Genomic DNA, 16,277 nt, shown 5'->3' on the forward strand with positions numbered 1-16,277 from the left:
GTTACCCCATCGAAAGTCGACGACGGGTTGCAAGTACGCATCTGTGCAGATGCGCTCCGAAAGCAGCGGATCATAGCACAAAGGGCTCAAGGGTTAAGTCCGTTAAGCTGGTGAAGTTGTAAAAGATATGTAATGCCCTTCATACTTCGAGCCGCAGCTGTGTTGGCTGCAACTCGAATTATTTCGGCATGAATTAGGTATGAGAAAGAAGAGCGACGAAAAAAATTAGCGCCCGCCGCGAATCAACCCGCCCATCCCCCGGCGTTCCATGAACGAAGCGACCTGGTGACGGACTTCTGTTGCCAATTGAGCCTCAAGGCTACGCTGCGCAAGCAGTTGCACTTCTTCAAGGCTGATGTGGCGCAACAGGTATTTGACGCGTGCCACAGAGCGGCCGTTCATCGACAAATGGCGATAGCCCATGCCCACAAGCAGCGCTACACACATCGGGTCACCGGCCATTTCACCGCATAAACACAGGTCAATACCATTGCGTTCGGCCTCTTTCGCAATATGGCTCAAGGCACGGATCATTGCCGGATGCAGGCTGTCATACAGGCTCGCCACACGAGTATTGTTGCGATCAACGGCCAGCAAATATTGCGTCAGGTCGTTGGTGCCGACAGAGATAAAATCAACGCGGCTGGCAAGGTGCCCCATCATGAAGACCATTGAAGGAACTTCAACCATGATGCCAATACGCGGTTTGGGTAACTCATAACCCAACACTTCTTCCACTTCGCGCCCGGCACGATCAATCAGGCGGCGTGCTTCATCAATCTCGTCGATGCTGGTGATCATCGGCAGCAGAATGCTCAGGTTACCCGTTGCTGCGTTAGCACGTAGCATGGCTCGCACCTGCACGAGGAAAATCTCAGGTTGGTCAAGCGTGATACGAATACCTCGCCAGCCCAGACACGGGTTTTCTTCACTGATTGGCATATACGGCAGTTGTTTATCGGCACCGACATCAAGCGTACGTAGCGTGACCGGCTTTTCGTTAAACATCTGCAACATGCCCTGATACTGGGCGACCTGCTCTTCTTCCGATGGGAAGCCGCTTTGTAGCATGAAGGGAATTTCGGTGCGATAAAGCCCGATACCATCGATACGGCTACCAAGCAGTTGTTCATGTTCCGGGCTAAGACCCGCATTCAACATTACCTGAACGCGTTCGCCGCTTTTCAATGCCGCGGGCTGGTCAACATCGTCTTCAACCAGGCGGGTGAGTTCGTTTTCTTCGGTGATGAGCCGCTGGTATTCCTGCAACAGCACGGTTTCAGGGTCAACCAGCAGTTCACCACGGTAGCCATCGACCACCAATGTACGGCGGTGCAACACCGAAGGCTGAATGTCCGCCCCCATAACAGTTGGGATACCCAACGCACGCACCATGATAGCGGCATGGGAGTTCGCCGCACCATCGCGCACCACAACACCGACGAGGCGGTTTTGCGGCAACTCGGCAAGCGTGGTTGCAGATAATTCATCGGCGACTAAAACAAAACGTTCAGGCCATGTATTCGGGCTCTGAATGGTGTCATCGAGATGGAACAACAGGCGTTGACCAAGTGTTCGAAGATCACCGGCTCGTTCTTTTAAGTAACCGTCTGTCAGGCTTGCGAATTGCTCCGCAAATTTTTCGATGACTTTTTTAACCGCCCACTCGGCAACCGAGCCTTTATCCACTTCTTCAAATAATTCACGTCGAAGGCGGGCATCGGTTAACAGGTGCGAATAGAGGTCAAAGATGGCAGCCGTTTCTTTCTGGGCCCCGGCCGCAAAGCGTTTGCTGTAACGGCGAAACTCATTGGATGCTTCTTCGAGTGCGGCGGTAAGGCGCTCGCGCTCAAGTGTGGTATCAAGTGTCGAGGCCTCAGACACCTGTTCCATTAATGGCACCGTTGAGTCCATCCAGCCTTCAGCAATGGCCACGCCCGGGGACGCAGGCAATGCCCGAATACGCGTCTGGCGGTATTGACCAAATAAAGCGGTAAGCTGGGACTGGGAAAGAATGGCGGCCATTTGTGTAGCGAGAGTGACGAGGAAGGACTCCTCGCTTTCATCATATTGCCGGTGCTCACGTTGTTGCACCACCAGCACACCCAGCAATTGGCGCCGCTGAATGATGGGAACACCGAGGAAGGCGCGGAAACGCTCTTCTTTTACTGCGGGAACATATTTAAAGCTGGGGTGTTTCTGCGCATCTGCAAGGTTTATTGGCTCAGCAAGGCGCCCTACCAGCCCAACAATGCCTTCATCAAATGCAAGTGTAATAGTGCGCCCGCGCGGCTTTTTAAGGCCACGCGTCGCCATCAGGTAAAAGCAGCGTCGGTCATGATCTGCGAGATAAACCGAGCATACCTCGGTGTCCATCGCAAGGCAGATGTCTGTAACCAGAATATCCAGCGCCTCATTGAGGCGCGGAGCGCTGGCAACCTTCTCGACTATTTCTCGCAAACGGGTGAGCATTTTTCGCGTGACTTAACCTCTTTTACGTCGCCATACAGGCGCGTTATTACGTGGTGGCGCAACTTCCTGTAGCGGCATTACGACGCTTGCAAACTCTTTCATCACCCGACGATAGACATCGCGTTTAAAGGAGACAACCTGACGAACCGGATACCAGTAACTCACCCAGCGCCAGCCATCAAATTCTGGGGTGCTGCTGGTTTGCATATTGATATCGTTGTCACTGCTGATCAATTGCAAGAGAAACCATTTTTGTTTCTGGCCGATACAAACCGGCTTTGTGTCCCAACGCACCAAACGTTTCGGTAACTTGTAACGTAACCAGTTTCGGGTCGAGGCGAGTATTCGGACATCTTTTCGCTGTAGACCCACTTCCTCGAAAAGTTCCCGATACATTGCCTGTTCCGGGGATTCGCCAGGATTGATGCCACCTTGCGGAAACTGCCAGGAATGTTGACCAAAACGCCTGGCCCACATCACTTGACCCTGCCGATTACAAATTACAATACCAACATTCGGGCGGTAGCCATCATCATCGATCACCGGACTACCTCAAAACAAACTTAGATTAGGCCGATTGTTTCATACAAGCGCTAGACGGTAAACCACTGTGTAACGGTTCTCAGAAGGAATAACATTTGAATAACTCACAAAATATGACCGAGTTATAAACATTAGTGCAGATGTGCCCCGCGGTTTATTCACTTTTTCTGTGGATATAACTGTGAAGAACTACCTTATACACTCGGGACAACTTAGGATAACTCCTGAATCTCGTTAAAATTCAGAAATAAAATAACCAATATATTCAATGCAATAAAGAGAAAATGAATAACTTATTGCACAGTAGTGTGATGATCATCACATATGAAGATCTCCCACTGCTGAAAGATCAACCAATGACGTTTTTATCCACAGATTGTGCCAACAAGTTAGTCACAATCTGTCGAAAAAATGGGTTTCACCCCCAGTCAAGGCTGTAAATCGAACCAGTAGTGAGCTTTTTTACCACTTATCCCATTTTTCTGTGGATAACCCGGTGTAAGATCCTGTTCATTGCCAGTGACCAGAATGGTAAAAGGTTTTTGAACAATTGAGATGTGAAAATTTTAGGCGATAAAAATGATGCAAAATCAGTGCATTGTCATTCTTATCCTCGACACGCTAAACTATTTCTACGTTGTGGGTAAACCGCGCTTACTTTTTAACCGATCAGCAGTAAGGCACCATGCAAGCACTTAGCCCTTTACTTAACCCTCCAGAAAATGAACAGATTTTGCTGGCTCAAGCCCTACAACTGGCAGGCTATACGCTGGGAGAACTGGCGGCGTTAGCTAATTTACCGATCCCGGCGGATCTCAAACGCGATAAAGGCTGGATCGGTGTTTTGCTGGAGTTATGGCTGGGTGCCAGCGCCGGAAGCAAGCCTGAGCAAGATTTCGCCGCGTTAGGTATTGAGCTGAAAACCATTCCTGTCGACAGGTTTGGCCGCCCTTTGGAAACCACTTTCGTTTGCGTAGCCCCTCTCACCGGCAACACGGGTGTAACCTGGGAAACCAGCCATGTACGTCACAAATTAAAACGAGTGCTGTGGGTTCCGGTTGAAGGGGAACGGCAAATCCCTCTTGCTGAACGGCATATTGGTACACCTTTATTGTGGGCTCCTTGCGAAGAGGAAGAGCAGCAGTTGCGCCAGGACTGGGAAGAGTTAATGGATTTGATTGTGCTCGGCCAGGTCGAACGCATCACTGCACGCCACGGAGAAGTGCTGCAATTGCGCCCTAAAGCCGCGAACAGTAAAGCGCTAACCAATGCAATTGGTGCTGATGGCGCGCCCATTCTTACGCTCCCGCGCGGCTTTTACCTGAAAAAGAACTTCACCGCCGCTTTACTGGCTAATCATTTCTCGTTGTAGATTCATTTAACTTGCACCCAGATCCAAGCTGGCGTTTATAATTGGCGTTTTATATTTTCAGGCAGGATTTTTTAATGTTGTTTGCATGGATTACCGATCCTAACGCGTGGATGGCGCTAGGCACCCTGACGATTCTGGAGATCGTTCTGGGTATCGACAATATCATCTTCCTTTCGCTTGTCGTGGCTAAGCTGCCGAAAGCACAACAAGCCAAAGCCCGCCGCCTGGGACTGGGTGCTGCGATGATTATGCGTCTGGTGTTACTGGCGTCTATCGCCTGGATGACGCACCTGATTCACCCGCTGTTTTCCGTGATGGGCCATGAGTTCTCGGCACGAGATCTCATTTTGACATTAGGTGGCGTGTTCTTAATCTGGAAAGCGAGCAAAGAGATTCACGAGTCCATTGAAGGTGAAGAGGAAGGGATAAAAACCAACGTTCACTCCTTCTTTGGCGCAATCGTGCAGATTATGCTGCTGGATATCATTTTCAGCCTCGATTCAGTCATTACCGCCGTTGGCCTGTCCGATCATCTGTTTATTATGATGGCAGCGGTTGTGATTGCGGTGATGGTGATGATGTTTGCTGCAAAATCGATTGGTGATTTTGTCGAACGCCACCCTTCGGTGAAAATGCTGGCACTCTCATTCTTGTTGCTGGTCGGCTTTACGTTGATTCTGGAAGGCTTCGATATTCATGTGCCGAAAGGTTACATCTACTTTGCGATGTTTTTCTCAATCGCAGTAGAAACGCTGAATCTTATCCGCAATAAAAAGAACCCGCTTTAGCATGCCAGGGGAAGCCTTCGCGCTTCCCCGCTGTTTCTTTTAAGAATTTACTACTTACTTTTTCTTGTTAGCCGAGTTATTACTAGAATGTATATGTCATTCCATACCACAAGAGGCGAAAAACAATGAAAAAATGGGCAGTTCTAATTTCCGCTGTCGGTCTGGCATTTGCGGTTTCAGGTTGTAGCAGCGATTACGTGATGGCAACCAAAGATGGCCGTATGATCCTGACTGACGGAAAACCTAAAGTCGATGACGATACCGGTCTGGTAAGCTATCGCGATCAGCAAGGCAATGAGATGCAGATTAACCGTGATGATGTTTCGCAGATTATTGAACGCTAATTCCCCTTCATCTTTCAAGTTGCAGATGCGTTGGCTGCTCTCGCTCACCCGAATCACTTACTAGAGTAAGCTCATCGGGATTTTCTCGTTTGCCGCCTTCCTGCAGCTTGAAATATTTTGGGGATCATCAGATGATCAGCGCCTCGCTGACCTGTAACACTTTTTCTGCACTTACCCCCTTCCGCTTTTGTCTCCCCTCTGCCATGTTTATACCCGTCATACTTCAAGCTACATCATTGTTGGCTACGTTTATTCACCCGAATCACTTACTTATGTAAGCTCATCGGGATTCATTCACTTGCCGCCGCGATGCAGCGAGAATTATTTTGGGTATTAGTCCATTTTTGTCAGGGGCTTGCCTGACCGATAAGACAGAAGAATAAGGAAAGCGGCTATGCACTATCACCGTATCCCCCACAGCTCTCTTGAGATAAGTACGCTAGGGCTGGGAACCATGACGTTTGGTGAGCAAAACAGCGAAGCCGACGCTCATGAACAGCTTGATTACGCAGTCAGTCAGGGCGTTAACCTGATTGATGTCGCAGAAATGTACCCGGTACCTCCGCGCCCTGAGACACAAGGGTTAACAGAAACCTATGTTGGCAACTGGTTAAAGCAACGCGCTAATCGCGAGAAGCTGATTATCGCCACGAAAGTCAGCGGTCCAAGTCGCAACAACGATGCCGGCATTCGTCCAAATCAGATGCTCGATCGCAGAAATATTCGCGATGCGTTAGATGCCAGCCTGAAGCGCTTGCAAACCGACTATATCGATCTCTATCAGGTTCACTGGCCACAACGCGCCACCAACTGCTTTGGCAAACTGGGATACACGTGGACCGATAACGCCGTGCCAGTCACGCTGCTTGAAACCTTAGAAGCGCTGACTGAATTCCAGCGTGCAGGGAAAATCCGCTATATCGGTGTTTCCAATGAAACACCATGGGGCGTGATGCGCTACCTGCAACTGGCTGAAAAGCATGATTTGCCGCGCATTGTCACCATCCAGAACCCATACAGTCTGGTAAACCGCAGCTTTGAAGTAGGCCTGGCGGAAATTACGCAGCGCGAAGGCGTGGAACTGCTGGCCTATTCTTGCCTGGCGTTCGGTACGTTGACGGGTAAATATTTGAACGGTGCAAAACCGGCTAGCGCTCGCAACACGCTGTTTAGCCGTTTTACACGTTACAGCGGCGAGCAAACGCAGCTTGCGGTTGCAGCTTATGTTGACGTAGCCAAACGGCATAATCTTGACCCGGCACAGATGGCACTGGCATTTGTACGCCGCCAGCCGTTTGTTGCCAGCACGCTGTTAGGCGCAACGACACTCGAGCAGTTGAAGACCAACCTTGAGAGCCTGCACCTGGATTTGAGCGAAGATGTGATTGCTGAGCTGGAAGCGGTTAACCGGGTTTATACCTACCCGGCACCGTGATATGAAAATCTCCTCCCCATCAGGGGAGGAGAAAAACTACTTCTGGCGAATCTGCCAAATCCACAACCAGCCAATCGCCAGCGCGAATACCGCGCCAAAGCCAATGCCGATGCCGACAATCGGTGCACCTGTTTTGACTGCCAGTGAGTAAAGCCCCAGCATCAACAGCATCGCGGTATTTTCACCCAGGTTCTGCACCGCAATCGCATTGCCTGCACCAACTGAATGTTTCCCACGTTCCTGAAGCAACGCATTGAGAGGAACCACGAAGAAACCACCCAGAATACCAATCAGCACCAACAACATATAAGACGGCAGCAACGCGGTTTGCATAGCGAAGAACAACACACCAACGCCAATCAAAATACCGGCGGGCATACAGCGCGCTACGGTTTTCAGCGTCACCAGTTTTGCCGCTGCCCCCGCACCCACCACAATCCCTACCGCGACCATGGCATTCAGATACGTTGGCGTGGCGTTATCGGTAATCCCCAATGCAACCGGCACCCACAGCACCAGTAAAAAGCGCAGCGTCACACCAGCCCCCCAGAACAAGCTGGTGCCGACGAGCGAAAAGCGGGTTTCACCATTGTGCCATAAGTTACGGCAGGCACTGAAGAAACTGCGTGTCATTGGCGTGAAGCGCCATGATTGACCAGGCCTGGCTGGGGCAAGTTTAGGTATAAAGATGTTGGCAACTACCGCCCCCGCATACACCAGAACGCAGACACTCAGCGCCGCCACAATATGCCAGTCGGCCAGCACACCACCCGCCATCGACCCCAGCAGAATTGCGGCAATCGTTGAGGATTCCATCAACCCATTGGCCTTCACCAGGCGGTCGCCAGTCGTTAACTCGCCGAGAATGCCATATTTTGCCGGTGAGTAAGCCGCAGCCCCCACACCCACCAGCGTATAACCGATAAACGGGTTGAAGCCAAAGCAGATCACCGCAGCACCCATCAGCTTAAGACCGTTAGCAAACATCATCACCCGGCCCTTGGCAAAGCTGTCAGCGACCTGGCCGACAAACGGAGCAAACAGAATGTACGCGCCAACAAAAACCATCTGTAAAACAGGCTGGCTCCAGTCGGGGTAGAACTGCTGTTTCAGTACCGCAAGTGTGGCAAAGAGCAGCGCATTATCTCCAAACGCTGATAAAAACTGTGCGCAGGTTACGGCCATCATACCTCTGGACCAAATGGAGGTATTGTTCACGGCATTGTCATGCATTCTCTGTCTCCGGTTGGTCTACCTGCGCTTTCAGGCTGACAAAATCAGGTTTACCGCTACCCAGAACAGGCAACTGTTTCATAAAGCGGATATCACGCGGCACAGCCAGCTCAGGCACGCCATTTGCGCGAGCATATTGCAGCAATTTTTCACGGCTCAGTTCGTTATCGGTAGTGAACATCACCAGTGCTTCACCTTTTGCCGCATCAGTTTTGATAACCGTTGCGTGCATTTTCTCCGGGGAAACGCCGAGCGCCAGTTGCTCGACCATTTCCAGCGAAACCATTTCACCGGCAATTTTGGCAAAGCGTTTGGCTCGCCCTTGGATCACGCAAAAACCCTGTTCGTCAAAGCTGACAATATCACCGGTGTCATACCAGCCTTGCTCCACTTCACCCAGCGCATTTTCAGCACTCGGCGCTTCAAGCACGCCAGGGTTTTCGACGCGAAGATAGCCTTTCATGATGTTTGGCCCTTTCAGTTGCAGCCGCCCACCTTCTTCAATACCCGGAACCGCCATCAGCCGGGCATCCATCGCCGGGAGAATGCGCCCAACCGTGCCCACTTTCGCCGCCATTGGGACGTTGATGGAAACCACTGGCGCACACTCGGTCACGCCGTATCCTTCGAGAATCCGCAGGCCAAATTTGTCCTGCCAAATCTGTTTGGTGCTTTCCTGAAGTTTTTCGGCCCCCGCCACCACATAACGCAAGCGGAAGAAATCATACGGATTGGCAAAACGAGCATAGTTGCCAAGGAAAGTAGAGGTGCCAAATAACACGGTGCAGTTACGGTCATAAACCAGTTCCGGCACGATGCGATAATGCAGCGGGCTTGGGTAAAGGAACACTTCCGCACCGGTCAGCAGGGGCGTGAACAAACCGACCGTCAGACCAAACGAGTGAAACAGCGGCAATGCCGACATAAAGCGGTCATTGGCGGTGAAATCGGCAATAGTGCGAATTTGCTCAACGTTAGCCAGCAGGCTTTTATGGCTATGCACCACACCTTTTGGGTTCCCTTCCGAACCAGAAGTGAACAGCACCATCGCGGCATCTTCTGGCTGCTGTTTGACCTGTGCGAGATGCGGCACGAATAGATGGCCAAATATCCACAGTTTGTCGCTGAGCGTGACATCGGCTTTAAGATCTTCCAGGAATACCCAGCGCACCTGCGTAAGTTGCTCCGGCAAGTGCCATAACTTGCCTTTGTCGAGGAACTGGCGCGAGGTGAAAATCGTTTTGAGTTGAGCCGCCGTAATCGCGCTGGTCAACCCTTTCACACCTGCGGTGTAGTTCATCATTGCGGGGATTCGCCCACGCGATGAAGCACCAAAAATGACCGCCGCGGTAATTGCCGCGTTCGGCAACATCAAACCGATAGTTTCGCCCGGCGCACTGTATTTATTCAGGATGCGCCCAACAAACAGCGTTTTAGTCAGCAGGCTACGATAAGTATCAGGTTTGAAATTAATGTCTTCGATACAGTTTTTACGGTCACCATAGCGGTACTGCGCAGAAAGCAACGCTTCGAACAATGTCTCACGAGGGCGCACCGCCATACGTGCTTCCATCATTATCTGGTGCAGCATCTCCCCGGCCATTTTGCGGCGGTCGCGGGCACGCGGCGCATCAGGCATCGCAACGGAAGTGGGTGGCAGAATGTGCAGGCTAATGCGCGGGAATAAGCGGCGCTTGACCAAACCTTTCAGGCGGCTAAAGAACGATAACTCAGCCCCATCAATCCGAATGGGGATAACCGTCGCATTCGCTTTCGCGGCAACAAACCCGGCGCCTTCATAGATTTTCATCAATGAGCCAGTAACCGAGATGCGCCCTTCCGGGAAGATAACCACCGGGCGGCCCTGTTCAACCAGGCGGACCAGATGCTTAATCGACATCGGCTTTGTCGGGTCAAGCGGCACAAAATCAATCATCGATTTCAGCCAGCGCATATACCACTGCTGGCTAATAGAGGAGTACACCGCAAATACCGGGCGCCCCGGTAAAAACAATGCCAGTAAAATACCGTCAATAAAGGAAACGTGATTAGGGACAATCAAGACACGTGACTGGGAGAGAACCTGTTGATCGCCATACAGACGTACTCTGAACAGAATACGAAACAGCGTTCGGAAAAAACCAAATAGCATAGCAACTCCCTTTGTCATTAATCGACGCAAGCACTTAAGTGTAGTCGTGGCAGATTACATGAGTAACTTCAAAGGAGCGATAGTTTGGATGTGTGCGGGGTATGAAAAAAAGGCAAAAAAAACCTGCGCATCTGCGCAGGTTGGTGCAAAAGAATTGTACTTAACAACGTAACTAGAATTCTCACCAATCAATACCTCTGGGATCTGAATTGTGGCGCAGTCTGGTCAGTGTCACCAGTGAGAAAAAGCAAGAGAGTTAGCGGAAAGTGCAACCAGGTGTTTAAAACATTGCGTCTTGTTACAGGCAGGCGAATTTTGGGCAAAAAAAACCTGCGCATCCGCGCAGGTTGGTGTAATTCATGTGATCAGCATTAGATGCTGACATCACCTATCAATACCTCTGGGACTACAAATGTAGCAGTGGCTGGTGGCTTTTCGCCACGGCGAAATAGCAACAGCGCAATGCAAACTGTAAGCAAAGATTTAGCCTGAAATCTTTAAAAATCCAGAACATGCTTCCCGTTGCCGCTGCGCTTGAATTTCAGCAGCCGGGAAATGTAACGTTTACACTAATATTGGCTTCATTTTAGGTAAGTTTGCGACAGCACCTACAGTTGCACCCTTGAAGTAGTGCGGCTTTTCCGTAACACTTAAACCTGTGTAAACGCTTACCCACTCAGGAATACTCTCGATGGCGACAATTAAGGATGTAGCAAAACTGGCAGGCGTTTCTGTCGCCACGGTATCTCGAGTCATTAATGATTCTCCGAAAGCCAGCGAAGCTTCCCGCCTGGCAGTAACCAGTGCGATGGAAGAACTGAATTACCATCCCAACGCCAATGCACGCGCTTTAGCTCAGCAAACCACTGAGACAATTGGCCTGATAGTCGGGGATGTTTCCGACCCGTTCTTTGGCGCGATGGTTAAAGCCGTCGAGCAGGTCGCCTACCGCACAGGCAACTTTTTGTTGATTGGTAACGGTTATCACAATGAACAAAAAGAACGCCAGGCGATTGAACAACTTATTCGCCACCGCTGTGCAGCACTGGTTGTCCACGCAAAAAAAATCCCCGATAGCGAATTGATTTCCCTGATGAAACAAATGCCAGGCATGGTGGTTATTAACCGCATTCTGCCGGGGTTTGAGCAGCGCTGCGTAGCACTCGACGACCGCTACGGCGCATGGCTTGCGACACGCCACCTGATCCAACAAGGCCACACCAAAATTGGCTATCTGTGTTCCAACCACCAGATCTCCGATGCCGACGATCGTTTGCAGGGTTATTACGACGCACTGACCGAGCACGGTTTGTCGGTTAACGATCGGTTAGTGACTTACGGCGAACCTGACGAAAGCGGCGGCGAACAGGCCATGACTGAGTTATTAGGGCGAGGGAAACATTTCAGCGCCGTGGCCTGTTATAACGATTCTATGGCAGCGGGTGCGATGGGCGTGTTGAACGATAATGGAATTGATGTCCCGAAAGAGATTTCACTGATTGGCTTTGATGATGTGCTTATCTCGCGTTACGTTCGCCCGCGCCTGACAACGGTTCGTTACCCAATCATCACTATGGCAGAACAGGCCGCAGAACTGGCTTTAGCGCTGGCTGAAAAACGTGAGCTACCCGAAATCACGCATATGTTTAGCCCGACACTGGTGCGCCGCCACTCGGTCATCGCTTATGCGGGCGAGTAAGTTTTAAAGCGTAAAACGGTATAGGTGAACGGGCTTGTTCGGATAATCCAGCCCATCGCCGATATACTGCCAGCCAAATCGCTCATAGTAATCTTTGCAGGCCGAATAGAGATGAAGCTGTGGGTAACCGAGTTCGCGGGCGTGTTCAATAACGTGTTGTTGCAACTTTGCCCCTAACCCACGACCACGCTGCTTTTCATCGATATATAACGCGGCCAGCCACGGAAAGAGATCCTGGCGGCTAATTAAATCGCAGCGCCACAACCCGACTGTCCCCACTAATTTCGCCCCCTCTACGGCGACAAAAGTCAGCGGCATCTCCCCTTCTCGTTGGCTGGTTGCCACAATCGAGGCGAAAAAGTCCCGGCTATTGGGAGTGCCAAACGCCTGCCACAGCCAGTCGGTGACTTGCTGTTCATGTTGTGGCACGACGTAAAGTGGCTCAATTTTCACATCAGTTTTCCCTGGAAGATAGGAACGGACTCGAACAAATAACCATCAAAATCGGGGGCGTCAGAATCAGACTGTTCAAGCAGACTGTTTTTGACGTTCTCAAGATGCTGCCACATTGCCTGCCAAGACCCCATCACGTCCCGGCGGCGAAGGGCGGCCAGGATTGTTTGTAAGTCACCCAGCCATTTCAGGCGATAGCTGCGCGTGTCAATGTGCGCCCGCAGTTGCTGCCACATCGGGCTGCTATCAAGATGACGCCAGATGCTCTCAACCGTCGACAGTAGCATCTGGTTTTGCGAGGCACCCGCCAGCACCAGATGAAACATTTTGCAGTTATCCTGGCTCAGGTCGTTAATCGCAATCGCGCGCTGTTCTTGTTCAAGAATACGTTTGAGGTTGTCGATATCCGCTTTGGTCGCCATTTTGGCAGCGAAGGCTGCAATGTTGCTTTCCAGCAACTGGCGCGCCTGAAGCATTTCAAACGGGCCAATATCGCTACTGAAAAACGCTTCTTCTTCCGCTTCATTTTCTGCGGGAACGCGAGTGACATAAACACCCGACCCCTGGCGAATATCGACCGTGCCTTGCAGTTCAAGCATCAGCAATGCTTCACGAACAATGGTGCGGCTTACACCGTAAGTCTCGGCAATATTACGTTCAGGCGGTAAACGAGAACCGACCGGATACAACCCCTGCATTATTTGCGCGCGCAGATCCTCACCAATTTCCTGGTATTGTTTTTTTTCTGGCGAAAGCACTACCTTGTCCACGATATCACCCGCATTGTTGATTCTCAGCGGCACAGTGTTCTACCGCTGATTAATACCCGTTAGCTTATCAAATTAATCCGCTGAATGATTATTTCCATTCATCGTCAATATTGAGCTGTAAGGTGCGAGTTTCACCCAATGCCCGATACCAATGTGCTGATTTTTTCGCTCGTCGCTCACGGTTTTTTTGCAGGTTAATTTCAATCAAACCGTAACGGTTTTTGAATGCGTTCATCGGCGACACGTTGTCGGTAAACGCCCACAACATGTAGCCCTGGCAGTTAGCACCATCTTCACGGGCACGCAGCGTCTGGTACAAATGCTCGCTGATAAACGCAATGCGATAATCATCTTCAATCACACCGTCGGCATTGCGGAACTGCGCTTCATTTTCGGTACCCATTCCGCTCTCCGCGACAAACCACGGAATATTGCGATATTCGGTTTTAATACGCATCGCCATGTCATAAACAATGCGCGGGTAGATTTCCCAACCCCGCGACTTGTTCATTCGCCGGCCAGGTAATTCAAACGGCTCATAATAAAATGCCGGGTGGAATGGTGTTTGCGGGTTCCAGGCGCGCGACGGCGCTTTAACTCGGTGCGGGTAGTACAAGTTGATGCCCAGCTCATCAACTGTATTTTCGCGAATAATCACCAGTTCTTCTTCCGTGTAATCCCACTGCACATCATGCTTTGCCAGCAGCTCAATTAGCTGCGGCGGATATTCACCCTGCACCATAGGGTCTAAAAACACGCGGTTGTAGAACAGGTCGTAAATCTGCGCGGCTTGCTGGTCATGGGGCGCGCTCGAACGTGCGTAAGTGACTTCCGGATTGAGAATGCAGCCCACGCTCCCGCTGTAACCTTTCTCACGGAACAGTTTGACGACTTTCGCTGTCGCGAGGTTTTTGTGGTGATTCCACTGCATCCATTTATGGGTATTTTGCTCATACGGCCAGCGCAGCGCATCAAGATAAACGCGGGTTTGCACCACAATCGGCTCATTAAAAGTGAACCAACGATTCACTTTGTGGGCATAACGGGCAAAGACTTTTTCCGCATACAACACAAAGAGCTCGACCACTTTCTTCGAGGCCCAGCCGCCGTAAGTTTCAAATAACGTCGCAGGAAGTTCGTAATGCTCGAGGCAGATCATCGGCTCTATGCCGGTGCTGCGCATTTCATCGAAAAGATTGTCGTAGTACTGCGCATACTCCTCATCAACCACGCCATTTTCATAGTCAGTGAAAAAGCGCGACCAGTTGATTGAGGTGCGATAATGCGTCAAACCCGCCTGTTTCATTAACGCCACATCTTCGCGGTAACGATTAATAAAATCTGTGGCGACCGACGGGCCGTAGCCTTCGTGCCAGACATGTCTGTCATTTTTGTACCAGGCGTCCAGCCAGGAGTCCTGCCCTTCTTTCTTACCGCTCCAGCCTTCGGTTTGCCAGGCCGATGCCGCAGCACCGAGTATGAAATCTTTTGGGATAGTGATTTTTACGTTGCTCATGCCTTCCTCACACGCTTTTGGCAAGTTGTTGCCGTTCGGCCTGTAACTGCGCTTGTTCAGCACGGCGAGAGGCAATTTTCACAAACGGCAGGTAAATCAGAATGGAAACCAGAATGCAGCCAAGTTGGGTCACCACCGCCCCCATCGAACCGGCGGTGGAAAGCCAGGCGTTGATCAGTGGCGGCGTGGTCCACGGCACCATCACCACGGCTTTACCGGCAAAGCCCATGGCGGTTGCGAAGTAGCCAATGGTGCCTGTCACCAGCGGGGTAATAATGAAAGGAATCGCCAGAATAGGGTTGAGCATAATCGGCATACCAAAAATCACCGGCTCGTTAATATTAAAAATGCCAGGGCCGAAAGAGAGTTTGGCGATTTCTTTCATCTCTTTGCGCTTCGTCGCAATCATGACCGCAATCAGCAGGCCGATGGTTAAACCAGACCCGCCAATACTCATATACACATCCCAGAACGGCATGGTGATGATGTTGGGGATCTCTTTGCCTTGCTCAAACGCACTCATGTTGACGGTTATCGCCCCCAGCAGCAGCGGTTCGCGGATAGGCTTGATCATCTGGTTACCGTGGATCCCGATAACCCAGAAAAGCTGCGCGACAAACATCAGCAACAAAATACCCGGCAGGCTTTGCACCACTTTTTCGAGCGGTTGCTGCACTACCTGATACACCGCATCATACAAAAACATGCCGGTAGTCTGATGGAAGATAAAACCAAAGGTCGCGATAGCCGTGACGGTAATGATGGAGGGGATGAGTGCTGAGAAAGAGGCCGAAACGTTTGGCGGAACGGTATCAGGCATTTTGATCTTCAGCCCTTCGCGCTTTTCCAGCCAGCAGTAAATTTCGACCGACAAAATAGCGATAAACATGCCGAGGAACAGGCTGCGGGTATCAGAGAACTGGCGTGCGAGAATATCTTTAACCATGTGCATTTGCCCGTCGACCATCATCTCGATTGTCGTCGGCGTCACACAGATAAAGCAGATCACCGCCAACAAGCCCGGAAACAGATTTTTGATACCGTTGATCCTGCCCAGTTCGATACCAATCAGGAACACCGCGCCAATGTTCAAAAAGTTAAGCGTGGCATAGTTAATGGCCGCGGTAATCGGCTTAAGCTGTGCCAGGAATGACAGAGCGGAGAAGCTGGCAAGACCGTTCTTCGGGTCCAGTACCATGTTCGAAATCAGGACCGAAAACGCCCCAACGATGATCACCGGCATCAGGGTAATAAAGGAAGCTTTGATCGCCATAATATAGCGGTAGCTATTGAATTTAGTGGCGAAACTTCCCAGAGAGTCGATTAACTTTTCCTGCAAAGCCATAGGGTATACCTCAGTGTTGTCGTTTTTTATTATGTAGGGTGATGTTTAACGAACGTTTTGGTATGCCAAAAATAGAATCAACTGCTCAACATTTCCGTGACAAATGTCCCACATCGTTATATTGGAATCCCAATATCAACCAATTTTCTTATTTT

13 protein-coding genes and 1 pseudogene are annotated in these 16,277 nt (G+C 50.7%); 6 read left to right on the forward strand and 8 right to left on the reverse strand.

Annotated elements, in window-relative coordinates; all coding sequences use genetic code 11:
- Positions 1-225 precede the first annotated feature (225 nt).
- Positions 226-2,472: a phosphoenolpyruvate--protein phosphotransferase gene (ptsP, locus tag M975_RS14795; RefSeq protein WP_064560656.1), complete on the reverse strand. Its 2,247-nt coding sequence runs from the start codon at positions 2,470-2,472 to the stop codon at positions 226-228.
- Between the two features lie 12 nt (positions 2,473-2,484).
- Positions 2,485-3,015, reverse strand: coding sequence for an RNA pyrophosphohydrolase (gene rppH, locus M975_RS14800; protein WP_064560659.1), 531 nt, complete (start codon positions 3,013-3,015; stop codon positions 2,485-2,487).
- A gap of 440 nt (positions 3,016-3,455) precedes the next feature.
- On the opposite strand from rppH, the pseudogene M975_RS23425 reads away from it, so the two are divergent.
- From M975_RS23425 to M975_RS14820, 5 genes and pseudogenes are all read left to right on the forward strand, one after another.
- A pseudogene (locus M975_RS23425) lies at positions 3,456-3,542 on the forward strand (hypothetical protein); the annotation flags it as partial.
- A 158-nt stretch (positions 3,543-3,700) separates the two neighbouring features.
- Positions 3,701-4,387 carry a DNA mismatch repair endonuclease MutH gene (mutH, locus tag M975_RS14805; protein ID WP_064560663.1) on the forward strand — a complete coding sequence of 229 codons (687 nt, stop codon included), beginning with the start codon at positions 3,701-3,703 and terminating at the stop codon, positions 4,385-4,387.
- Between the two features lie 74 nt (positions 4,388-4,461).
- Positions 4,462-5,175 (forward strand): TerC family protein, encoded by a 714-nt coding sequence (locus M975_RS14810; RefSeq protein WP_064560666.1) that lies wholly within the window; start codon positions 4,462-4,464, stop codon positions 5,173-5,175.
- Positions 5,176-5,300: 125 nt separating this feature from the next.
- Complete coding sequence (locus M975_RS14815) at positions 5,301-5,519, forward strand: YgdI/YgdR family lipoprotein (RefSeq protein WP_064543789.1); 219 nt, start codon at positions 5,301-5,303, stop codon at positions 5,517-5,519.
- A gap of 394 nt (positions 5,520-5,913) precedes the next feature.
- Complete coding sequence (locus M975_RS14820) at positions 5,914-6,954, forward strand: NADP(H)-dependent aldo-keto reductase (protein WP_064560669.1); 1,041 nt, start codon at positions 5,914-5,916, stop codon at positions 6,952-6,954.
- Between the two features lie 36 nt (positions 6,955-6,990).
- Here M975_RS14820 and lplT read toward each other — a convergent pair whose 3' ends face one another.
- Both lplT and aas read right to left on the reverse strand, forming a co-directional pair.
- A complete protein-coding gene (gene lplT, locus M975_RS14825) occupies positions 6,991-8,187 on the reverse strand; it encodes a lysophospholipid transporter LplT (protein WP_064560672.1) in 1,197 nt (398 codons plus the stop codon).
- Complete coding sequence (aas, locus tag M975_RS14830; protein WP_064560675.1) at positions 8,180-10,339, reverse strand: bifunctional acyl-ACP--phospholipid O-acyltransferase/long-chain-fatty-acid--ACP ligase; 2,160 nt, start codon at positions 10,337-10,339, stop codon at positions 8,180-8,182. Before aas ends, lplT begins: the two co-directional genes overlap by 8 nt.
- 691 nt (positions 10,340-11,030) lie before the next feature.
- Between aas and galR the strand changes: the two genes are divergently transcribed.
- Entirely contained in the window at positions 11,031-12,038 is a 1,008-nt protein-coding gene (galR, locus tag M975_RS14835) for an HTH-type transcriptional regulator GalR (protein WP_064560679.1), read from the forward strand.
- A gap of 3 nt (positions 12,039-12,041) precedes the next feature.
- On the opposite strand, the gene M975_RS14840 is transcribed toward galR, so the two are convergent.
- The 4 genes from M975_RS14840 to M975_RS14855 all read right to left on the reverse strand — a co-directional run bounded on the left by M975_RS14840 (position 12,042) and on the right by M975_RS14855 (position 16,122).
- Entirely contained in the window at positions 12,042-12,491 is a 450-nt protein-coding gene (locus tag M975_RS14840; protein ID WP_064560682.1) for a GNAT family N-acetyltransferase, read from the reverse strand.
- A complete protein-coding gene (locus tag M975_RS14845; protein WP_064560742.1) occupies positions 12,488-13,261 on the reverse strand; it encodes a GntR family transcriptional regulator in 774 nt (257 codons plus the stop codon). Before M975_RS14845 ends, M975_RS14840 begins: the two co-directional genes overlap by 4 nt.
- Positions 13,262-13,349: 88 nt before the next feature.
- Positions 13,350-14,777, reverse strand: coding sequence for a glycoside hydrolase family 1 protein (locus M975_RS14850; RefSeq protein WP_064560685.1), 1,428 nt, complete (start codon positions 14,775-14,777; stop codon positions 13,350-13,352).
- Positions 14,778-14,784: 7 nt separating this feature from the next.
- Positions 14,785-16,122, reverse strand: coding sequence for a PTS sugar transporter subunit IIC (locus tag M975_RS14855; protein ID WP_064560688.1), 1,338 nt, complete (start codon positions 16,120-16,122; stop codon positions 14,785-14,787).
- Positions 16,123-16,277 lie beyond the last annotated feature (155 nt).

The sequence above is a fragment of the Buttiauxella brennerae ATCC 51605 genome, assembly GCF_001654925.1.
In the GTDB taxonomy this organism is placed as follows: Bacteria; Pseudomonadota; Gammaproteobacteria; order Enterobacterales; family Enterobacteriaceae; genus Buttiauxella; species Buttiauxella brennerae.

Bases quoted from the DNA above. Each gene is read 5' to 3' on its own strand.
- ptsP (WP_064560656.1), bottom strand. From the start codon at position 2,472: ATGCTCACCCGTTTGCGAGAAATAGTCGAGAAGGTTGCCAGCGCTCCG.
- mutH (WP_064560663.1), top strand. From the start codon at position 3,701: ATGCAAGCACTTAGCCCTTTACTTAACCCTCCAGAAAATGAACAGATT.
- M975_RS14810 (WP_064560666.1), top strand. From the start codon at position 4,462: ATGTTGTTTGCATGGATTACCGATCCTAACGCGTGGATGGCGCTAGGC.
- M975_RS14815 (WP_064543789.1), top strand. From the start codon at position 5,301: ATGAAAAAATGGGCAGTTCTAATTTCCGCTGTCGGTCTGGCATTTGCG.
- M975_RS14820 (WP_064560669.1), top strand. From the start codon at position 5,914: ATGCACTATCACCGTATCCCCCACAGCTCTCTTGAGATAAGTACGCTA.
- lplT (WP_064560672.1), bottom strand. From the start codon at position 8,187: ATGCATGACAATGCCGTGAACAATACCTCCATTTGGTCCAGAGGTATG.
- aas (WP_064560675.1), bottom strand. From the start codon at position 10,339: ATGCTATTTGGTTTTTTCCGAACGCTGTTTCGTATTCTGTTCAGAGTA.
- galR (WP_064560679.1), top strand. From the start codon at position 11,031: ATGGCGACAATTAAGGATGTAGCAAAACTGGCAGGCGTTTCTGTCGCC.
- M975_RS14850 (WP_064560685.1), bottom strand. From the start codon at position 14,777: ATGAGCAACGTAAAAATCACTATCCCAAAAGATTTCATACTCGGTGCT.
- M975_RS14855 (WP_064560688.1), bottom strand. From the start codon at position 16,122: ATGGCTTTGCAGGAAAAGTTAATCGACTCTCTGGGAAGTTTCGCCACT.